Source organism: Phenylobacterium sp. (assembly GCF_013822795.1).
Taxonomy (GTDB): Bacteria; Pseudomonadota; Alphaproteobacteria; order Caulobacterales; family Caulobacteraceae; genus Phenylobacterium.
This window is the reverse complement of the sequence record NZ_PNLB01000006.1, coordinates 72,255-89,612: the sequence shown is the minus strand read 5'-3', so window position 1 is coordinate 89,612 and position 17,358 is coordinate 72,255. Positions and strand designations below refer to the sequence as shown.

Genomic DNA, 17,358 nt, shown 5'->3' with positions numbered 1-17,358 from the left:
GCTAGAAGAACTGCGCCAGGTTGCGGCGGACCCGCTCCAAAACGGGTTCGTCGTTCTCGTCGATCTCGAACGTCTGACCGGTGATGGTCTCGAAGGCCTGGATATAGACGCCCGCCGTATCGACCAGCATCTGCGCCGGGATCTCCGGGATCGGATCCTTGTAGGGATCACAGCGCTCGGCGACCCAGGCCCGGACGAAGTCCTTGTCGAAGCTATCGGGACGCTGCCCAGCGGCAAAGCGCTGCGGATAGCTCTCGGCGAACCAGTAGCGGCTTGAATCAGGCGTGTGGATCTCGTCGGCCAGGATGATCTGACCGTCGGCGTCGACGCCGAACTCGTACTTGGTGTCGACCAGGATCAGACCGCGCTCGGCGGCGATCTCCTGCCCGCGGGCGAACAGGGCCAGGGCGTACTTCGACAGCGTCTCCCACTGGTCGGCGGTCAGCAGACCCTGCTCGACGATCTGCGCCGGCGTCAGCGGCTCATCGTGGCCGCCGTCGAACGCCTTGGAGGTCGGGGTGATGATCGGGTGCGGCAGCTTCTGATTGTCGGCCATGCCGTCCGGCAGGCGATGGCCGTACATCTCCCGCTCGCCCTTCTTGTAGAGCGTCAGGATCGAAGTGCCCGTCGTCCCGGCCAGATAGCCGCGCACCACGATCTCGACCGGCAAGATGTCCAGGCGACGCCCGATCACCACGTTGGGATCAGGATAGGCCAGCACGTGATTGGGGCAGATGTCGCCGGTCTTCTCGAACCAGAAGCGCGCGGTCTGGGTCAGGACCTGGCCCTTGAACGGAATCGCCGCCAGGATGCGGTCAAAGGCGCTGATCCGGTCGCTGGCGATGATGATCCGCCGGCCGTCCGGCAGGTCGTAATTGTCCCGCACCTTGCCGTAGTAGGGGTTCGGCAGTTCGGGAATGATCGCGTCGCGCAGAACGCGGTGAGCGTTGCGAGCCAGGGCCGTCTTGTCCATGGGGGTATCCGCGCCGGAGACTTGAAACGGCTCTCTAGCCTATTGCGCGCCCGGAACGCTACTGGCCGGCGCCCATCGTCTGCATGATCCGCGCGATCGCCGGCAGCATCAGCACCCCGATCAGGCATGGGAAAATGAACAGGATCAGCGGGACGGTCAGCTTCACCGGCAGCGCCAGCGCCTTCTCCTCGGCCCGCAGCATGCGCTTGGCCCGCATGTCGAGAGAGAACACCGACAGGGTCTCGCCCAGGCTGGTCCCCATCTCCTCGGCCTGACGCAGCATGGTCGCCAGCGCGCGGGCGTCGTCGATCCCGAGCCGTTCGGCGAACGACGACCAGGCGTCCTTGCGCGCCTTGCCGGCCCGCAGCTCCAGGGTCAGCATTCGCAGGTGGATGGTCAGCCGCGGATAGCGTCGCACCAGTTCGTCGGCGACCCGCGAGACGGCGGCGTCCAGGCTGAGCCCAGCCTCCACCGACGCCACCAGCAGGTCGAGCAGATCGGGAAAGCCGTCGGCGTACTCCAGCTCCCGGCTTTTCTGGCGCGCCTTCAACACCTGGTCGGGGCCGAGCAGCGCCGCACCGGCGAACACGCAGGCCACCGCGACCGCGGCGAAGCCCCCGCCCTTCAGGGCGAACGGCAGCACGATGATCACTGCCAGCGTGGCGGCCGCGAGCGCGGCGGCGCGAGCGCCCAGATAGTAGATCGCGGCCTCGCGGTTGAAGAAGCCCGCCCGGGTCAGCCGCATGCGCAGCTCTGAAATCTGCGAGGGGTCGCGGATCGCCGCCTGCTGGCCGAGCCGACGCACGCCATTGGCCACGCGACCGAGCAGCGGCGCCTGTCCGAGTGAATGCCCACCGGCCGCTGAGGTCGCCGCGCCCGGCGACTGGAAGCGCGCGCGGCGTTGCGCTCGTAGCCGCATCTCCCCCGCCATCACCGCAGCCCCGCCAAGCGCGGCGACGGCCAGCAGCGCGAACGCCGCCAAGGTCATCAAGTTCTGGATCTGCGCGATGTCCATGGTCAGATCCGCATGTCGATCATTTTGCGCATGACTAGGTTGCCGATGAGCATCCATGCGCCGATCACGATGAGCCCGATCCGCACCATCGGCAGATGGATGACGTCGCCATAGAAGTCAGGCGACAGCAGGACGATCGCCCCTGCCGCCAGGAACGGCGCGGCGGTCAGGATCAGCGCCGAGGCGCGGCCTTCAGCGGTGGCGGCCTTGATCTTCAAGCGCATCCGCAGCCGGTCGCGAACGGTCGCGGCATTGAGCTTGAGCAGGCCCGTCAGGTTTCCGCCCGCCCGTTCCTGCAACCGGACGGTGGCGGCGAACAGATCGACATCGGGATGTTGGCACCGGACCGACATCCGGTTGATGGCCTGCTCCAGCGTCGCGCCGTAGGCGATCTCATCGGCGGCCATGCCGAATTCCGAGCCGATCGGATCGGGCATTTCGCGACCGACAAGGTTCACGGCCGTCGGCACCGGATGCCCAGCCTCGAGACTGCGGACGATGATCTCCAGCGCTTGCGGCAGCTGCTGTCCTAGCGCCACGGCTCGCCGGCCGGCCTTGACCTTCAGGAAGCCGATCGGGCCGACGACTCCCAGCAGCACTGCGCCCAGCGGGATCATCAGCAACTCGCGCGTTCCGGCGAACGCGAGGATCGCGCCAGTCAGCGCCAAGCCGGCGACAATCGCCAGCCAACGCCGTCCGTTGTACGGCACGCCTGAGCGGACGATCAGGTCGCTCAGCCAAGCCCAGCCGCCACGCGCGTCGCCAGCGGCGTTGAGCCCGCGCTGCTTGCGCAGTTCGATCACCAGTTCGGCGATGGAGCCGCCGGTCCGCTCGGCGACCAGCAGCCGGCGATTGACCTGTTGCTTGACCTTCGCGGTCCGCAGCAGCCCAACCAAGGCCTGCACCGCCGCGAACACGGCGGCGAACACCAGCACCAGATAGACGGACGTCGCATCGAACGACATCAGCCGAGCACCCGGTTCGGGTCGAAATAGGCCGTGTCGTAGGCGATGCCCCGGCGCATCATCTCGTCGAGGCAACGCGGACGCAGGCCTGAGGCCCGGAACTCGCCGTGCACCACGCCGTCGGCGGTCGTGTGGCTGCGGTGGAAGGCGAAGATCTCCTGCATCTGGACCACCTGGCCCTCCATGCCGACGATCTCGCTGACGCTCATCATCTTCCGCTTGCCGTCCGACATCCGCATGATCTGGATGATCATCCCGACGGCCGAGGCGATCTGGCCTCGCACCGCCTCCGGCGACAGCTTCATTCCCGACATCGCCACCATCTGCTCAAGGCGGGTGATCGCATCGCGCGGGGTGTTGGCGTGGATCGTGGCCATCGAGCCTTCGTGGCCGGTGTTCATGGCCTGCAGCATGTCGAAGGCTTCCTCGCCCCGAACTTCCCCCAGGATCACCCGGTCCGGGCGCATCCGCAGAGCGTTCTTGACCAGCTCGCGCTGACGGATTTCGCCCTTGCCTTCGATGTTCGGCGGCCGGGTCTCCATCCGCACCACATGCGGCTGCTGCAACTGCAGTTCGGCGGCGTCCTCAATGGTGATCAGCCGCTCCTTGGTGCTGATGGCTGAGGACAGGGCGTTGAGCAGCGTCGTCTTGCCCGAGCCGGTGCCCCCGGAGATCACCGTCGAGACCCGCGCCTTGACCGCCCCATGCAGGAACTCGGCGACGCAAGCCGGCATTGCGCCGACCTCGACAAGCTTCTCCAGCGTGTAGGGCTTCTTCGAGAACTTCCGGATCGACACGCACGCGCCGTCGATGGCGATCGGCGCAATGGCGGCGTTCACGCGGCTGCCGTCCGACAGACGCGCGTCCACCATGGGCTGGCTCTCGTCGATCCGCCGACCGACGCCCGCCACGATCCGATTGACGATCCGCAGCAGGTGGTCGTTGTCGCGGAACCGGACCGGCGTCGGCTCCAGCTCGCCGCGCCGCTCGACATAGACCTGGAACGGGCCGTTGATCAGGATGTCGTTGATGCTGTCGTCCTTGAGCAGCGGCTCGATCGGACCCAGGCCCACCATCTCGTCGTGGACCGAGGCGCCCAGTTCCTCCAGTTCAGTGGTGTTCAGCACCAGGCGTTCGGCGCGGGCGAAGTCGGCGACCAGCGCCAGGACCTGGCGCCGCAACTCGCCCTCGGCCAGGCTTTCCAGCTTGGAAAGATCCAGTTCGTCGATCAGCCGCGCGTGCAGCTTGAGCTTGATGTCCAGCAGGTGATCGGTCGGCGCCGGCGGCGGCGGGGCCGCCGCTTCGACCGACCGAACCTCCGGAGCCGCCGGCTCGGGCCGGGGAGCGAGCGTGAAACGTCCCATCAGGCGGCCCTCCGCGGACGCCAGCCGCTACGGCGCGCAGCCGGCGTCTGCACGCCCAGCAACCGGTCAACGACCGCCGCTACATCGCGGACGATCTTCGATTTCGGGCGGTGCTGGCTGATCGGTCCACCCAGGTTGACCGACGCGGCCGCGGCCTCCCAATCCGAACTGATCCCGGCCTCGGCCTTGCGCTCCAACGCGCGTTCGGCTTCTGCGACCGAGGGTGCGGGGCCGAACATCCGGCTGGCCAACCGGTTGAGCACGATCCGGGTGCGCACGCCGACCGGCAGGCCGGCCTCGATCTCGCTGGCCAGGGCCCGCGCCGCCAGCAGCGCCGGCACCGTCAATTCCGAGACCACAAAGATCTCGTCGGATCCGGCCAGCACCTCGAGCGTCCACGGCCGGCGATGCCGAGGCATGTCGATGACCACGAACTCGTAGGCCTCGCAGGCGATTTCCAGGATCCGCAACACCGCGTCCTTGGAAATCTGCTCAAAGGCGAGCGGATCACGCGGGCACGCCAGCAGGTCAAATCCCTTTGCGACCGGCGTCGTGAACGCCGCCAGCAACGCCGCGTCCATGCGTTCGGCGGCTGGCCCGAACTCGGCCAGACCCATCGCAGGCGTCGCCCCGAGATAGGCCGCAGCGGCCCCGTCGGCGAGATGCAGATCAATCAAGCAGACCGCGTGGTCGCGATTGGCGCGCGCCGCCAGCATCGCGGCGAACTCAATCGCCAGGGTCGTGGCGCCCGCCCCGCCGACCGCCCCGACGATCGACCAGCAGCGTGACGTGCTGTCCGCCGCGGCCGGGGCCTGCGCGCCGGCCGCATCCAGCAGGCCGAACACCGCCTCGCGCACCTGGTCGTCGCTGTAGGGCGGCTCCACGACGTCCGACTGGGGCAACCGCATCGCCACCCGCACCAAACCCGCCGGCAGTCTCGTCCCGACCAGCAGCACCGGCGGCGCCTGGCCCGAGGCCGCCAGGGTTTCGAGCGCCGCTGTCAGCGCTTGCGGGTCAAGGCTGTCGACGTCCACCAGCGCCAGGTCGACCGACGCGCTCCGAGCCTCGGCCAGGCGCTCCAGCCCGGCGGTCTCCATCGCCGCGCCGAACAGGGGCCCCCGCGCCAGCGGCGAGAGACTGGGCCCCACCGCCAGGACGCGTCGGCCAAGAATGCTCCAGTGGGTCATGACTGCGACCTCGTACTCACGCGCTACTGTCCTGCCGGGCCGGTCCCGACCGGCGCCGACAACGGCTTGTCGAGCGACATGCCCATCAGGATCAGGTCGATCGGATTGGTTTCCCGCCCGGCCATGATCCGGGTCTCGCCGGTCAAGTCGTCGGCGGTGGCCAGGCGCGGCGTGACGATGATCACCAGCTCCGACTCCTGGCGCTTCCAGCGCGCCGAACGGAACAGCGAGCCGAGCACCGGCACCTGTCCGATGCCTGGCAGCTGCCGGATCGCGTTGGCGTAGTCCTGCTGGAAGAGGCCGGCCACCGCGAAGCTCTCGCCGGACTTCAGCTCAACCGTGGTCGCGGCGCGCCGCACGGTCAGCGAGGGGACCTCCATGCCGTTGAGGCGCAGATTGGCGCGGGTGTCGAGGGCGCTGACCTCCGGCGCCACCAGAAGGCGGATCAGGCCGTTGTCCTGGACCACGGGCTCGAAATCGAGCTTCACCCCGAACTCGCGGAATTCGATCGTCACGGTGTCGCGCCCGTTCGGCACCGGGAACGGGAACTCGCCGCCGGCCAGGAAACTGGCCTTCTGGCCCGACAGCGCGACCAGGTTCGGCCGCGCGAGGGTCCGGACGACGCCCTTCTCCTCCAGCGCCTGCAGCACCAGGTCGATGTCGACGGACCCGATCGAGCCGCTGACCTGCAGAACGCCCTGCGGCGTGCTTGGCCCGATCAGGCCCGAGCCGGTGGCCAGCGCGAAATTGACGCCGTCGGTGGCGGCCAGGTTGAACCCGACGTCCTTCAGGTCCGAACGCCCGGCCTCCAGCACGCGGACCTCCAGGATCACCTGCTGGGAGGCGCGGACGGTCAGGGCGCTGGTCACGCTCTCGGGTGCGAACTTGTCGGCCAGGGTCTTGGCTCTGCTGGCGACCGCGGTCGTCGAGACCTCGCCGGTCAACAGCAAGCCTTCGCCCAGGTTGCGAACCTTGATGAGCTCGCCGGGGATGGCCGCCGCCAGATCCGATTGCAGGGCTTCGGCGTCATAGCCGACCCGCACGTCGACGACCTCCTGCAGCGCACCGCCGTGGCCGTAGATCAGCAGGTTCGTGGCGCCCAACGCCTTGCCGCGCACATAGAAGCTGCGGTCCGTGGTGGCCACGATCTGCGCAGTGTCGGGCTGGGCGACCACGATCTTGGAGGCTGGACCGTCCAGCCGGAATGAAAGCGACTTGTTCTTCGGCACGTTGATCGTGCGGCTGCGCACGGCCTCGCTGACGAAAGATTCGGCCTGGGCCGGAACGTGGGCCAGGCCGAGGGCGCAGGCCAGAGCGGCCATGGCGATACGCGACATCGGTTTGACGCTTTGCATTGGGGGTTACTCGCCGGGGTGCTTGGCCCCGCCCTCCCCCTCGACAATGGTGATCAGCGAGCGGCTGCTCCCGCTGGACTGCGGCGCCCGCCAGGGACGAACGGTTGCGGCCGCCGCAGCGCGCGGCGCGCCGACGACGACTTCCCGCGCCCCAATCGGGGCGGCCGGCTCGACCTCGGCTTGGCCCAACGCCCGCAGCGCCAGCGACAGCGAGCCGAGGTTGGCCGCGACCGCCAGCTTCTGCGCGTCGCGCACGCTGACCTCCAGGGTCGCGGTGCTCGGCGCCTCGGGCTTGTTGGACGTCGGATCGGCGTTGAGGTCGACGCCCAGCACGCGAACGTTCTGGATCACCACCTCGGCCTGAAGGATCTTGTGGGTGTTGTCGTCCGACAGGTTGCGCATCAGCACCACATCGACGCGATCGCCCGGCAGGGCGTGCCCGCCGACGCCGGAGACGTCCGAAACCCCGATCGTATAGGCGCGCATCCCCGGTCCGATCTCGGCGGCCACGGACGGCCGCGCGCCAGGCCCGCTCAGCTTGGTCGGCAACAGCGGCTCGCGCGCCAGAATTGGCGACAGCGCGACCGGGGCCCCGCCGTCGTCCTGGGCCAGGACCTGGTCGATGGTCGTGAAGGCGCCGGCAGGCGCTGCGTCACGCGGGATCTGCACGAGCTTGAGATGGTCGGCGGCGAGGCGCTCGCCGTACTTGATGTCTTTGGCGGCGACCACGACCGGGACGCCGCTGACGACCGGGGCGGGCGTCGCCGCGACCGCGACATTGCTGTGCGCCGGCAGGGCGACCTTGGCGACAAACAACGCACCCAGGCCAAGGGCGGCGGACGCGCCCAAGCTCACCATAGTCCCAACCCGCATCGCCCCACCCCTGGATGCTACGCAACATCAATGAGTTAACGATGACGCTGTTGCGATAACCGTAACAAAGAAGGTCAACGCGGCGTCAACTAAGGCCAAGCTTGGGACGACGAGCGTTCGCTGACCGTGGAGCTCCATTCGGCGCGCAGACAAGCCGCCGCTGGGCGCCTATAGTGCAAGGGATTCCGGAGGATCCCACATGCGCCGTCTCGCCCTCGCCGCCGCCGTCGCGGCGCTCGCCGCCACCCCCGCGTTCGCTGCACTCAAGGAGGGCGCCAAGGCCCCGGACTTCACCGCCCAGGGGTTCCAGGCCGGCAAGCCGATAACCTTTTCGATGGCCCAGGCCCGCAAGAGCGGCCCGGTGGTGCTGTACTTCTTCCCGGCCGCCGAGACCGCCGGCTGCAACCTCGAGGCGCGCCTGTTCGCGGAGTCGATCGACCAGTTCAAGGCTCAGGGCGCGACGGTGATCGGCGTCACCGCCGGCAACCTCGACAAGCTCGCCTCGTTTTCGGCCGACACCGAGAAGTGCTCGGGCAAGTTCCCGGTCGCCGCCGACCCCAGCGCCAAGATCGCCGCCACCTACGACGCCAGCCTGGCGGTGAAGCCGGGCTGGTCGAACCGAACCTCATACGTGATCTCGCCCTCCGGCGAGGTGATCCACGCCTATTCCGACCTGAAGGCCAACGACCACGTCACCGAGACCCTCACGGCGGTGAAGGCCTGGCGCGCCAAGCATCCGAAGTAGCGGTCACGAGGCCGTCGACCTCGGAACCTTCTGATCGCAATCGAGCACCTCGCACATTCCAGCGAGCATCTCGGTCTGCATCTCGGGCATGAGGTCGTTCATCAGCGGGGCCATCTTGGCGCTGAGCTGCGGGGACTTCTCGATCAAGGCCTGGCCGCTCGGCCCTTCGTAGAAGGCCACCACGTCCTCCAGTTCTTTCTCGGTGAACACCTCGGCCAGCATGGGCGCCATCTGCGTGCTCATCTTGGCCATCATCTTCCGCGAGACCTCGCGGACCACGCCCATGACCGCCTCGCGCTTCTCCGGGGGCAGACTGTCGAGGCTTCCGCCCATGACCGTTGGCCCCAACTGGTTCACCACGCTGGTGACAGTCGTCTCCAGCTTCATCGCCTTGACGTAGCGCTGGGCCAGATCCAACTGACGGGCCGTTGGCGCGGTCTGGGCGCTCGCCGCGCCCGCCAGGAGCATCGCCGCAAGTCCCGCGGCCAAGCTCGTTCCGATCCGCACCCGCATGTGTCCAACTCCCGATTGCAAGAGATCCGAAGCTGCACCGCGCGCCCAGGCGTAGCAACGGCGGAAAAGCCTTGCCCTACAACCGCTTTTCCCGTACTAGCCCGCCTCTTCACGGAAGGCGGTCTTGGGCCGGAACGCGAAAGGATCGGGAAACTCCCGATCGCCGCGCCACAAGAGCCATCGTTTCCGACACTTACCCGGTGTCGGGCGCGCCGCCTTCCAAATGGGAAAAGGAAACATGGCGCTCTACGAGCACGTTGTTATTTCGCGGCAGGATATCTCGCCGCAACAGGCTGAAGCCCTGAACGACCAAATCAAGGCTCTGATCGAAGAAGGCGGCGGGTCCGTCGCGAAGATCGAGTACTGGGGTCTTCGGAACCTCACCTACCGCATCAAGAAGAACCGCAAGGGGCACTACTCCCTGCTCGCCATCGACGCCCCCCCGGCGGCGGTGAAGGAGATGGAGCGTCAGCTGGGCCTGAACGAAGACGTTCTGCGCACCCTGACCGTCCGCGTCGAGGAACTCGATCTCGAGCTCTCCCCGGTTCTGGCTCGCCGCGATCGCGAACGCGAACCGCGCCGTGAAGAATTCCAAAGCTAAGAAAGGGAGGGATCACCATGACTGACGAAACCTCCGCGGCTCCGGCTGCTCCCGCCGCTGGCGGCGCCCGCCGCCCGTTCTTCCGCCGCCGCAAGGTGTGCCCGTTCTCCGGCGCCAACGCTCCGAAGATCGACTACAAGGACGTGAAGCTGCTGCAGCGCTACGTCTCCGAGCGCGGCAAGATCGTGCCGTCGCGCATCACTGCGGTGTCGGCCAAGAAGCAACGCGAACTGGCTCGCGCCATCAAGCGCGCTCGCTTCCTCGCCCTCCTGCCCTACGTCGTGAAGTAAGGGGGACCGACACATGAAAGTTGTTCTGCTCGAACGCGTCGAAGGCCGTGGCGGCCTGGGCGACGTGGTCACCGTCAAAGACGGCTACGCCCGCAACTACCTTCTGCCCCGCCAGAAGGCCCTGCGCGCGACCGCCGCGAACCTGAAGGTCTTCGACGCCCAGCGCGCCGAGATCGAAGCCCGCAACCAGAAGACCAAGGACGCCGCCGGCAAGGCTGGCGAAGCCCTGGACGGCACCTCGTACATCCTGATCCGTCAGGCTGGCGAAACCGGCCAACTCTACGGTTCGGTGACGGGTCGCGACGTGGCCGACATGGTCAATGCCGAAGGCGGCAAGATCGACCGCGCCATGGTCATTCTCGACAAGCCGATCAAGACGCTCGGCGTTCACCCCGTGAAGGTTCGCCTGCACGCGGAAGTGACCGTCAACGTCAACATCAACATCGCCCGCAGCCAGGACGAGGCCGAGCGCCAAGCCCGCGGTGAAAACGTGATCGCCTCGCAATTCGAGGAAGATCGCGCGGCCGATGAGCAAGCCGCCCAGGACATGCTGGAAGGCGGCGCTGGCCAACAGGACGGCGACTACGGCGACCACTAACGCCGGACGCAGTCCAAAGACTTCAGGAGCGGCGCGGGTCCTCGGATCCGCGCCGCTTTCATTTTGACTGCACTCAAGATTGCAGTTTCAAGCCGCCACGCCCCATGATGATCTGACCCCGCGTCCAAGATGGGGATACGGGGATGACGACAGCACCGACTGCCAGCGCGAGCTTCGATTTCGGCCGGGTGGTGTCGAACACCTTCCAAGTCGTCATGGCCAACTTCCGTGAACTGGCGATTCTGGCCGTGCTGCTGGCGGGCCTCCCAGCCGCGCTCCTGGGATGGGGCCAGGTCGCGTTGACCACGCCTATAGAAGGCGGCGCCGCATCCGTCGGTTCAGGTCTGCTCCTGCTGATCGCCGGCTACATATTCAGCCTGATCGGCTCGGTCCTGCTGCAGGCGACGACCGTCCGCGCCACCGTCGCGACCCTCAACGGCGATCCAACCTCCGCATTCAGCGAACTGGGCCGGTCCATGTCGTCGATCCTTCCGCTTATCGGACTGGCGATCGTCATCGGGCTGTCGGTCGCGATCGGGTTCCTGTTCCTGATCGTGCCCGGAGTCATTCTCGCCGTGGTCTGGATCGTCGCCACCCCAGCCTACGTGATCGAGCGGCCAGGAGTGTTTGGCAGCCTGGGGCGCAGTCGCAGGCTGACAAGCGGCCATCGCTGGCCGATCTTTGGCCTGCTGGTCGTCTACATCGTCGCCTACATCGTCATCTCGACGGTTGTCAGCGGAATCTTCGGCGTCGCTGCGGCGATTGGCGGCGGCTTCAGCGGCATGGCGATCGCCGCCACCGCCTCCAACGCGATTCTGGGCGCCGCTAGCGGCGTGCTCCTGTCGGCCGGCGTCGCCGCCATCTACTACGAACTGCGGATGATCAAGGAGGGCGTCGGCCCCGCGCAGCTGGCCGCCGTGTTCGACTGATCCGTCAGGCGGCGTGCTTGTCGCGCCGCCGCCGGCCCATCAGCATCCGTCCCTCCAGGCGGCCGCGCAGCGCGGCGTAGTAAGCGCTGAGAAAGTCGTAGTCGTCCTGATCCGGCGACGCGCTCCAGGCGATCTTGGCGCTGATCCTTTCGGCCACCGCGCGCACAGTGCGGCGATCACGACGCCGGATCACCTCCTCCAGGACGTGCAGTTCCTTCTCCCCGTACGCGTCGAGCTGTGTGGGCGTGAACGGGTAGCGCACCAGCCGCTCGGAGCCCTCGACCGCCATGTCTCGGGTCAGGCGCTGGCTCGGCGTGCGCACGACCCAAGTGCCGCCGACCAGGTCGCCGATCCGCAATCGGTCGCGGTTGAACAGCGGGAACAGCGCGAAGATCCCCACCCAGATCACGGCCAGCAGGTACATCCACGCCTGCCCGCCGCCTTCCTGAGTCCGGATCATGATCACCGACAGCGGCATGAACACTTCCAGCTCGCGCATGGCGTTGCGGACCAACACGCCCTCCGCCCGCAGCCGCCCGCCATCGCGCGCCGCCACGCGCAGGCCCACAAGCCGCTTGCCGGGCGTCGCCGCCGCCGCGCCCAGTTCGAAGGCGGTGAAGTAGAAGTTGCGGAGCAGAAAGGCGACCAGCAGCCAGATGATCGCGGCGATCTCCGTCCCCGCCTGCCCGCCGGTGGTCAGCCCCGCCGCAAAGGCCAGCATGGTCAGCGCAATCAGCGCCGCAACAATGATCACCGTGTCGATGAAGAAGGCCGCCGCGCGCTGACCGCCGTCGCCGATCTGCAACCGCAGATCGACGCCCTCGGGCGTTACGAAGACGCGCGTGGCCTTGTCACCGGCGCTCACGAGCGGGCCTCGCGGCGCGGGCCGTAGAAGTACACCGCCCATAGCAGAGCCGTGGTCGCGGCGACCGCATAGCGGATCAGGTCGTTGTTGATCAGCTGCCGGCCGAAGCCTTCCAGCAGGCCGGCGAAGAACAGCATCACCACCACCCCGCCCATCACGGCGCCGGCGGTCCGCCCCGCAGCCGTCAGGGCGTCAAGTCGCGACAGCACGCCCGGGAAGGCCAGCGACCAGCCGACCCTGATCCCGGCAGCCCCCGCCAGCATGACGGCGAACAGTTCGGTGACTCCATGGATCAGCAGCCAGCCGCCGAGCTCGAAGCCCAGTCCGCGGCTGAAGTAGAGCGTGAGAAAGGCGCCCAGCGTCGCGCCGTTGTAGATCAGCAGCATCAGGCTCGGGACGCAGAACGCAAACCCTAGCGCGAACGCCAACAGAGCCACCTGGGCGTTGTGGGTGAACAGGAAGGTGGCGAACACCGACAAGCCGTCGCCCGAGCCCCCGCCGTCATAGAGCATCTCGCGCAGCGCCTCGGTGCTGGCCGCCGGATCACGCCCGCCAGCCAGGGCTTCGGGCACGAACACGTGGTACCACTGCGCATCGTGGGCGATCAGCAGCGCCGCTGCGACCGCGCCCAGCGCCGTCAGCAGCGCCGCCACGACGGTCTCGCGCCAGACGCCGCGCACCGCCGCCGGCCAGTCCTTGCGGAAGAACCCGCCCAGCCGATCCAGCAGTGTCGAGCGCGAGCCATAGACGAAGAAATAGGCGCGCGCCGACAGCACCTCGAGGTAGTCGATCAAGCCGCGGTCCAGCGAGGTCTCGCGCGCCACGCTCAGGGCCGACAGCGTCGAGCGGTACAGCACAGGGATCGCCAGGATTTCATCGTCTGACAGGCTGGCGACCGAGCGCTTCTCGGCGCGGTCCATCAGCCGCTCCAGACGCTTCCAGTCGGCCTCTCGCTCCTCGCGGAAGCGCTGGCTCTTGAGCGCAGCGGTCACAACAGGTCCTTCCGCTTGAGGTCCAGATAGGCGTTGATCACCGACGGGCCGATCCGTTCGGCCGGCGTCTCGACGATGTGCACGCCCAGCCGGCGCAGCCGCGAGATCACCAGTTCCCGCTCACGCCGCAGACTGCCGGCGAACACGGCCCGGGCGACGTCCTCCGGCTCCCTCGGCTCCGCGGCGATCATCTCTCCCAGCTCCTTGTCCTGCAGGACGACGAACATGATCAGGTGCCGGCCAACCAGGCGACCAACCGACTCGATCATCAACTGGGCCGCGGTCTGGTCGGTGAAGTCGGTGAACACCACGATCAGCGAGCGCCGCTGCAACTCGCCGGCCAGCACCGAAAGCCCCAACGTGTAGTTGGTCTCCTCGGTCGAATAGTCGATGCGGTCGGCCATCTGCTGCAGCACCCCGAAGGCGCTGGGTCCGCCCACTGCGCCGGTCGACAGCCGCGGCGCCGCATCGAACGCGAACAGGCCGGCCCGGTCGCCCGAGCGCAGGCAGGCGTGGGCGAGCAGCAGCGCGCCATTGATCGCGCGATCGATCCGCGGCGCGCCGTCGATGGGCTCGCTCATCGCGCGGCCGCAGTCCATCGCCATGACGACGTTGTGGTTGCGCTCGGTCCGGAACTCCTTGGCCAGCAGCAGCGCGTGACGCGCCGACTGCTTCCAGTCCACCGCCCGCCGATCCATCCCCGGCTGGAAATCACGCAGCGCGTGGAACTCCGATCCCTCCCCGATCTCGATCTGCGCCTTGGCGCCAAACAGCGCGTTGCGGGCGAACAGGCGCACGGCCTCGTCACGGACCCATTGCAGGTCGGTGGTGACTGCCAGGTTGTAGTCGAGCGCGAAGGTCTTCTGCTTCCAGACCAGGCCCAACGGACCCCGCCAGCGGATCCAGAGCGCCTCAAGGGCCACCAGGCCGCGACGCTGCGGCGTGAAGGCCATGCAGATCTCGGCCGCGCCGTCCTCGATCTCGGCGGTCACGCCCCGCGTCGCCAGGCCCAGGCGCTCGCCCGCCGCCAGCGCCGCCTCCAACGAGCGCGGCGCCGTTCCGGCGAACCGCGCAACGAACCGCGCCTCGCCCGGCCGCGCGACCGCGGCGCTCAGCGGCGGAACGGCGTCCAGCGTCACCCCATCGCGCGCCGCCGACTGCATCGCGTCGACGAACATCAGCAACAGCAGCACCGCAGCCCAGGCCAGGCCGACCGCCCACAATGGTTCGGCCACGCTCCCCGCGATCAGCGCGAGGGGCGCTCCAGCCGCGACGGCCAAGGCAGCGCGTCGCGTCGGATAGATCACCGCGGGGCCGCCACCTGGTCGATCAGCGCTGCCAGCACCTGGTCGACGCGACGCCCCTCGATCTCGGCCGCCGGCGACAGGATCACCCGGTGACGGAGGGCCGGCGGCGCCAGCGTCTTGACGTCATCGGGGATCACATAGTCGCGTCCGTCCAGCGCGGCGTGCGCGCGCGCCGCCAGCGCCAGCATGGCGCCGGCCCGCGGCGAGGCCCCGGTCTCGATGTCGGCCGATTCACGCGTGGCCCGGATCAGATCGACGATGTAGGCCGCGACCTCGTCGGTCAGTCGCACCTGGGCGACCGCCGCCACCGCCGCCTCCACGCCCGCCCGGTCGAGCACTGTGCGTACGCCAAGCTCGGCCGGGCTCGGCAGCCCTGCGCGCGAGCCATGCGCGCTCACGATCGCCAGTTCGTCGGTACGGCCCGGATAGTCCAGCACGTGCTTGAACAGGAACCGGTCCAGCTGCGCCTCCGGCAGCGGATAGGTGCCCTGCTGCTCGATCGGGTTCTGGGTCGCGACGACCGTGAACCGCGCGCTCAGTTCATGCGATTGCCCGTCGATGGTGATGCGCCGCTCCTGCATGGCCTCCAGCAGCGCCGCCTGCGTCTTGGGCGGGGTTCGGTTGATCTCGTCGGCCAGCAGCAGTTCACAGAACACCGGCCCGCGAGTCAGCGTGAAGGTGCTGGTCTGGAAGTTGAACAGGTTGGCGCCGATGATGTCGCCCGGCATCAGGTCCGGCGTGAACTGGATGCGGCCGTAGTCCAGGCCCAGGCTGGCGGCGAAGGTCTGGGCCAGCAGGGTCTTGGCCGTGCCCGGAGGACCTTCGAGCAGTACGTGGCCGCCCGCAAACAGCGCGGTCAGCAGCAGGCCCACCGCCGTCTCCTGGCCGATGACCGCCTTGCCGATCTCGCCGCGAATACCCTCGGCCAGCGCCTTCACCTCAGCGACGTTCACGCATCATCTCCAGTCTCCAACGATAGAGGTCTCGGGCGACCTCCATCAGATCCGCCTTGGTGCGCGCCGCCCGGGCGCGTTCGATCAGGTTCGAAATTCGGTGCGAGGCTCCGCTGGCGGCGCCAAGGCGATCCAGCACGGCGTCCAGTTCGTCGCCCTCGAGCCCCCGCGGCGCCCCGACCGCACGCGCGGCCTCGGCCCGCACCATCTCTGCGTAGGGCGCGGCCATTCGGTGCTCGCGCCGCGCCATGCGGACCAGGCCGGCGGTGTTGTCCGCTAGCGCCCGCTTGCCCAGCGCCACGGCGCGCGCCTGCCCCTGCGCCGGTCCGAACCGCACCGCCGCCTGCACGCCGACCAGGATCAGCGCCGCCAGCAGGCAGAGCGTCGCGCCCAGCAGCGGCGGCTCCAGCATCAGGCGCAGCGGATTGAGCGAGCGCTCGAAGCCGTGCAGCGTCAGGTCGAAGACAACCGGAACGCCCTGGGCGCGGATCACCGACAGCAGTTCGATCGCCGCCCTCGCGCCGGCCAGCGTCTTCATCCCCGCCGTATCGAGAAAATCCGGATCGGCCAGCACATAGACGCCAGTCTTCTGGTTCATCACCAGCACGCCGCGGCCGGCGTCATCGACGACGACCGGGATCCAACCCGGCCCGGACAGGGTCGCCAGGTTCTCGATGCGCGGCTGCACCCCGACGGGTCGCCCATCCGGCCGCGCCAGACGCACCGACGCGCTCCCAGGCCGCCGCTGCAGGGTCAGCCCTTGTCGCCACGGCTCGGGCAGCACCTTCAGCACCGCGACGTCCGGCGCCTCGCCAACCGCGCGGACCCAACTGCGGCGCGCCGGGTGCGGGATCGTCACCCACTTGGGCAGCACGACCAGCACCGGGCCGGCATGCTCGATGTCGCTGAGCCGCGTGGGGCTTGTGCCCAAGGCTGGCGTCAGCACCAGCAGGCCCTCCCCCGCCGTGGCCGACAGCGCGCCGCGCCGCATGACGACCGGGGTTCCCGACTCTTCCAGCAGACGCGCCACGGCGGCGAAGCCGACCGCCGAGCGCGACAGTGCGTGGCCCTGGCCGTTGTCGCCCGAACGCAGCTCCGGTTCATAGGCCGCCAGCAGTCCGAGACCAGCCAGCGACACGCAGCCGACCAGCACCAGCACCAACATCACCATGGGCGAAAACGCCCGGCTGCGATCAGTGGTCATGACCACCCCGCCGGCAGTGCGAAGGCCTCATAGTCCCGACGGCATTCGGCATAGTCGGCCGCCACGACCGGCGCGCCCCCGAACAGGCTCGCCTCGACCACGCTTCCGATCTTGGCGAAGGCCGGTCGCGCGACCGGCGGCAAGGCCGTCAGCCCCGCGATCTCGCGCGTGGTCAAGGCCGGACGCACCGATCGCGGCCGACGTCGCTCAATGTCCTCGACGCTGCGCAGCAGGATCAGGTGCGCGGCCTCGGCATAGCGCCCCTCGGCCGCCAACGCGTCGGCCGCGGTCAGCAGATCGCGCGCCGCGGCCGCGTCGGGGCGCCACTCGGGAACGGCTTCGGCCAGCGCGGTCTTGGCCCTCGCCGCCGGCATCCGCAGGCGCAGGACCTCGCGCACCAGCGCGTACAGCACCAGGGCGGCGATCAGCGCCACCCCGATCCAGAAGACGTACTTCAGCAGGGGCGCGATCGCCTCGAACGCCTCGGCGATCCACTTCAGCCACTCGGGAATCTCCGGCGGCTTGAATTCGGTGCGGTCGAACTGGAATCCGCGATCGCGCAGCAACTCGGCGTGCGCCGCCGCAAGCGGATCGCCCGCCTTGCCGACAGGGGCGCCTGCTTCCACGCC

19 protein-coding genes are annotated in these 17,358 nt (G+C 68.5%); 5 read left to right on the top strand and 14 right to left on the bottom strand.

The window, feature by feature from the left end; genetic code table 11:
* Nucleotide 1: 1 nt before the first annotated feature.
* Genes C0481_RS07120 through cpaB form a run of 7 tightly spaced genes read right to left on the bottom strand, consistent with a single transcriptional unit; the run spans nt 2 to nt 7,732 of the window.
* Nucleotides 2–973 carry a phosphoribosylaminoimidazolesuccinocarboxamide synthase gene (locus C0481_RS07120; protein ID WP_293402082.1) on the bottom strand — a complete coding sequence of 324 codons (972 nt, stop codon included), beginning with the start codon at nt 971–973 and terminating at the stop codon, nt 2–4.
* Nucleotides 974–1,031: 58 nt separating this feature from the next.
* Entirely contained in the window at nt 1,032–1,988 is a 957-nt protein-coding gene (locus tag C0481_RS07115) for a type II secretion system F family protein (protein ID WP_293402080.1), read from the bottom strand.
* Nucleotides 1,989–1,990: 2 nt separating this feature from the next.
* Nucleotides 1,991–2,953 carry a type II secretion system F family protein gene (locus C0481_RS07110; RefSeq protein ID WP_293402078.1) on the bottom strand — a complete coding sequence of 321 codons (963 nt, stop codon included), beginning with the start codon at nt 2,951–2,953 and terminating at the stop codon, nt 1,991–1,993.
* Nucleotides 2,953–4,317 (bottom strand): CpaF family protein, encoded by a 1,365-nt coding sequence (locus C0481_RS07105; protein ID WP_293402076.1) that lies wholly within the window; start codon nt 4,315–4,317, stop codon nt 2,953–2,955. The genes C0481_RS07110 and C0481_RS07105 overlap by 1 nt, the downstream gene beginning before the upstream one ends.
* On the bottom strand, nt 4,317–5,504 hold the full coding sequence (locus C0481_RS07100; protein ID WP_293402074.1) for a hypothetical protein: 1,188 nt from the start codon (nt 5,502–5,504) through the stop codon (nt 4,317–4,319). The genes C0481_RS07105 and C0481_RS07100 overlap by 1 nt, the downstream gene beginning before the upstream one ends.
* Before the next feature lie 23 nt (nt 5,505–5,527).
* Nucleotides 5,528–6,841 carry a type II and III secretion system protein family protein gene (locus tag C0481_RS07095; protein WP_293402072.1) on the bottom strand — a complete coding sequence of 438 codons (1,314 nt, stop codon included), beginning with the start codon at nt 6,839–6,841 and terminating at the stop codon, nt 5,528–5,530.
* A 24-nt stretch (nt 6,842–6,865) separates the two neighbouring features.
* Nucleotides 6,866–7,732, bottom strand: coding sequence for a Flp pilus assembly protein CpaB (gene cpaB, locus C0481_RS07090; RefSeq protein WP_293402070.1), 867 nt, complete (start codon nt 7,730–7,732; stop codon nt 6,866–6,868).
* A gap of 199 nt (nt 7,733–7,931) precedes the next feature.
* On the opposite strand from cpaB, the gene C0481_RS07085 reads away from it, so the two are divergent.
* Nucleotides 7,932–8,477, top strand: a complete 546-nt coding sequence (locus tag C0481_RS07085; protein ID WP_293402068.1) for a peroxiredoxin — start codon at nt 7,932–7,934, stop codon at nt 8,475–8,477.
* A gap of 3 nt (nt 8,478–8,480) precedes the next feature.
* On the opposite strand, the gene C0481_RS07080 is transcribed toward C0481_RS07085, so the two are convergent.
* Nucleotides 8,481–8,990, bottom strand: a complete 510-nt coding sequence (locus C0481_RS07080) for a DUF2059 domain-containing protein (RefSeq protein WP_293402066.1) — start codon at nt 8,988–8,990, stop codon at nt 8,481–8,483.
* A 238-nt stretch (nt 8,991–9,228) separates the two neighbouring features.
* On the opposite strand from C0481_RS07080, the gene rpsF reads away from it, so the two are divergent.
* From rpsF to C0481_RS07060, 4 genes are all read left to right on the top strand, one after another.
* Nucleotides 9,229–9,591 carry a 30S ribosomal protein S6 gene (gene rpsF / locus C0481_RS07075; protein WP_183769815.1) on the top strand — a complete coding sequence of 121 codons (363 nt, stop codon included), beginning with the start codon at nt 9,229–9,231 and terminating at the stop codon, nt 9,589–9,591.
* Between the two features lie 17 nt (nt 9,592–9,608).
* Nucleotides 9,609–9,881, top strand: coding sequence for a 30S ribosomal protein S18 (gene rpsR / locus C0481_RS07070; protein WP_293402063.1), 273 nt, complete (start codon nt 9,609–9,611; stop codon nt 9,879–9,881).
* A 13-nt stretch (nt 9,882–9,894) separates the two neighbouring features.
* Complete coding sequence (gene rplI / locus C0481_RS07065; RefSeq protein ID WP_293402061.1) at nt 9,895–10,479, top strand: 50S ribosomal protein L9; 585 nt, start codon at nt 9,895–9,897, stop codon at nt 10,477–10,479.
* 143 nt (nt 10,480–10,622) lie between these two features.
* Nucleotides 10,623–11,408 carry a hypothetical protein gene (locus C0481_RS07060; RefSeq protein ID WP_293402059.1) on the top strand — a complete coding sequence of 262 codons (786 nt, stop codon included), beginning with the start codon at nt 10,623–10,625 and terminating at the stop codon, nt 11,406–11,408.
* A gap of 4 nt (nt 11,409–11,412) precedes the next feature.
* On the opposite strand, the gene C0481_RS07055 is transcribed toward C0481_RS07060, so the two are convergent.
* The 6 genes from C0481_RS07055 to C0481_RS07030 all read right to left on the bottom strand — a co-directional run bounded on the left by C0481_RS07055 (nt 11,413) and on the right by C0481_RS07030 (nt 17,355).
* A complete protein-coding gene (locus tag C0481_RS07055; RefSeq protein ID WP_293402056.1) occupies nt 11,413–12,273 on the bottom strand; it encodes an RDD family protein in 861 nt (286 codons plus the stop codon).
* Entirely contained in the window at nt 12,270–13,265 is a 996-nt protein-coding gene (locus C0481_RS07050) for a stage II sporulation protein M (protein ID WP_293402054.1), read from the bottom strand. The genes C0481_RS07055 and C0481_RS07050 overlap by 4 nt, the downstream gene beginning before the upstream one ends.
* Nucleotides 13,262–14,500 carry a DUF58 domain-containing protein gene (locus C0481_RS07045; protein WP_293402052.1) on the bottom strand — a complete coding sequence of 413 codons (1,239 nt, stop codon included), beginning with the start codon at nt 14,498–14,500 and terminating at the stop codon, nt 13,262–13,264. The genes C0481_RS07050 and C0481_RS07045 overlap by 4 nt, the downstream gene beginning before the upstream one ends.
* A gap of 68 nt (nt 14,501–14,568) precedes the next feature.
* Complete coding sequence (locus C0481_RS07040; RefSeq protein ID WP_293402050.1) at nt 14,569–15,525, bottom strand: MoxR family ATPase; 957 nt, start codon at nt 15,523–15,525, stop codon at nt 14,569–14,571.
* Complete coding sequence (locus C0481_RS07035) at nt 15,512–16,729, bottom strand: hypothetical protein (protein WP_293402048.1); 1,218 nt, start codon at nt 16,727–16,729, stop codon at nt 15,512–15,514. Before C0481_RS07035 ends, C0481_RS07040 begins: the two co-directional genes overlap by 14 nt.
* The gene (locus C0481_RS07030) at nt 16,726–17,355 is read right to left on the bottom strand and encodes a DUF4129 domain-containing protein (protein ID WP_293402046.1); all 630 of its coding nucleotides are present in this window, start codon (nt 17,353–17,355) and stop codon (nt 16,726–16,728) included. Before C0481_RS07030 ends, C0481_RS07035 begins: the two co-directional genes overlap by 4 nt.
* Between the last annotated feature and the right edge of the window lie 3 nt (nt 17,356–17,358).

Coding starts and splice junctions, on each gene's coding strand:
- C0481_RS07120 (WP_293402082.1), bottom strand. CDS start 973: ATGGACAAGACGGCCCTGGCTCGCAACGCTCACCGCGTTCTGCGCGAC.
- C0481_RS07115 (WP_293402080.1), bottom strand. CDS start 1,988: ATGGACATCGCGCAGATCCAGAACTTGATGACCTTGGCGGCGTTCGCG.
- C0481_RS07110 (WP_293402078.1), bottom strand. CDS start 2,953: ATGTCGTTCGATGCGACGTCCGTCTATCTGGTGCTGGTGTTCGCCGCC.
- C0481_RS07105 (WP_293402076.1), bottom strand. CDS start 4,317: ATGGGACGTTTCACGCTCGCTCCCCGGCCCGAGCCGGCGGCTCCGGAG.
- C0481_RS07100 (WP_293402074.1), bottom strand. CDS start 5,504: ATGACCCACTGGAGCATTCTTGGCCGACGCGTCCTGGCGGTGGGGCCC.
- C0481_RS07095 (WP_293402072.1), bottom strand. CDS start 6,841: ATGTCGCGTATCGCCATGGCCGCTCTGGCCTGCGCCCTCGGCCTGGCC.
- cpaB (WP_293402070.1), bottom strand. CDS start 7,732: ATGCGGGTTGGGACTATGGTGAGCTTGGGCGCGTCCGCCGCCCTTGGC.
- C0481_RS07085 (WP_293402068.1), top strand. CDS start 7,932: ATGCGCCGTCTCGCCCTCGCCGCCGCCGTCGCGGCGCTCGCCGCCACC.
- C0481_RS07080 (WP_293402066.1), bottom strand. CDS start 8,990: ATGCGGGTGCGGATCGGAACGAGCTTGGCCGCGGGACTTGCGGCGATG.
- rpsF (WP_183769815.1), top strand. CDS start 9,229: ATGGCGCTCTACGAGCACGTTGTTATTTCGCGGCAGGATATCTCGCCG.
- rpsR (WP_293402063.1), top strand. CDS start 9,609: ATGACTGACGAAACCTCCGCGGCTCCGGCTGCTCCCGCCGCTGGCGGC.
- rplI (WP_293402061.1), top strand. CDS start 9,895: ATGAAAGTTGTTCTGCTCGAACGCGTCGAAGGCCGTGGCGGCCTGGGC.
- C0481_RS07060 (WP_293402059.1), top strand. CDS start 10,623: ATGACGACAGCACCGACTGCCAGCGCGAGCTTCGATTTCGGCCGGGTG.
- C0481_RS07035 (WP_293402048.1), bottom strand. CDS start 16,729: ATGACCACTGATCGCAGCCGGGCGTTTTCGCCCATGGTGATGTTGGTG.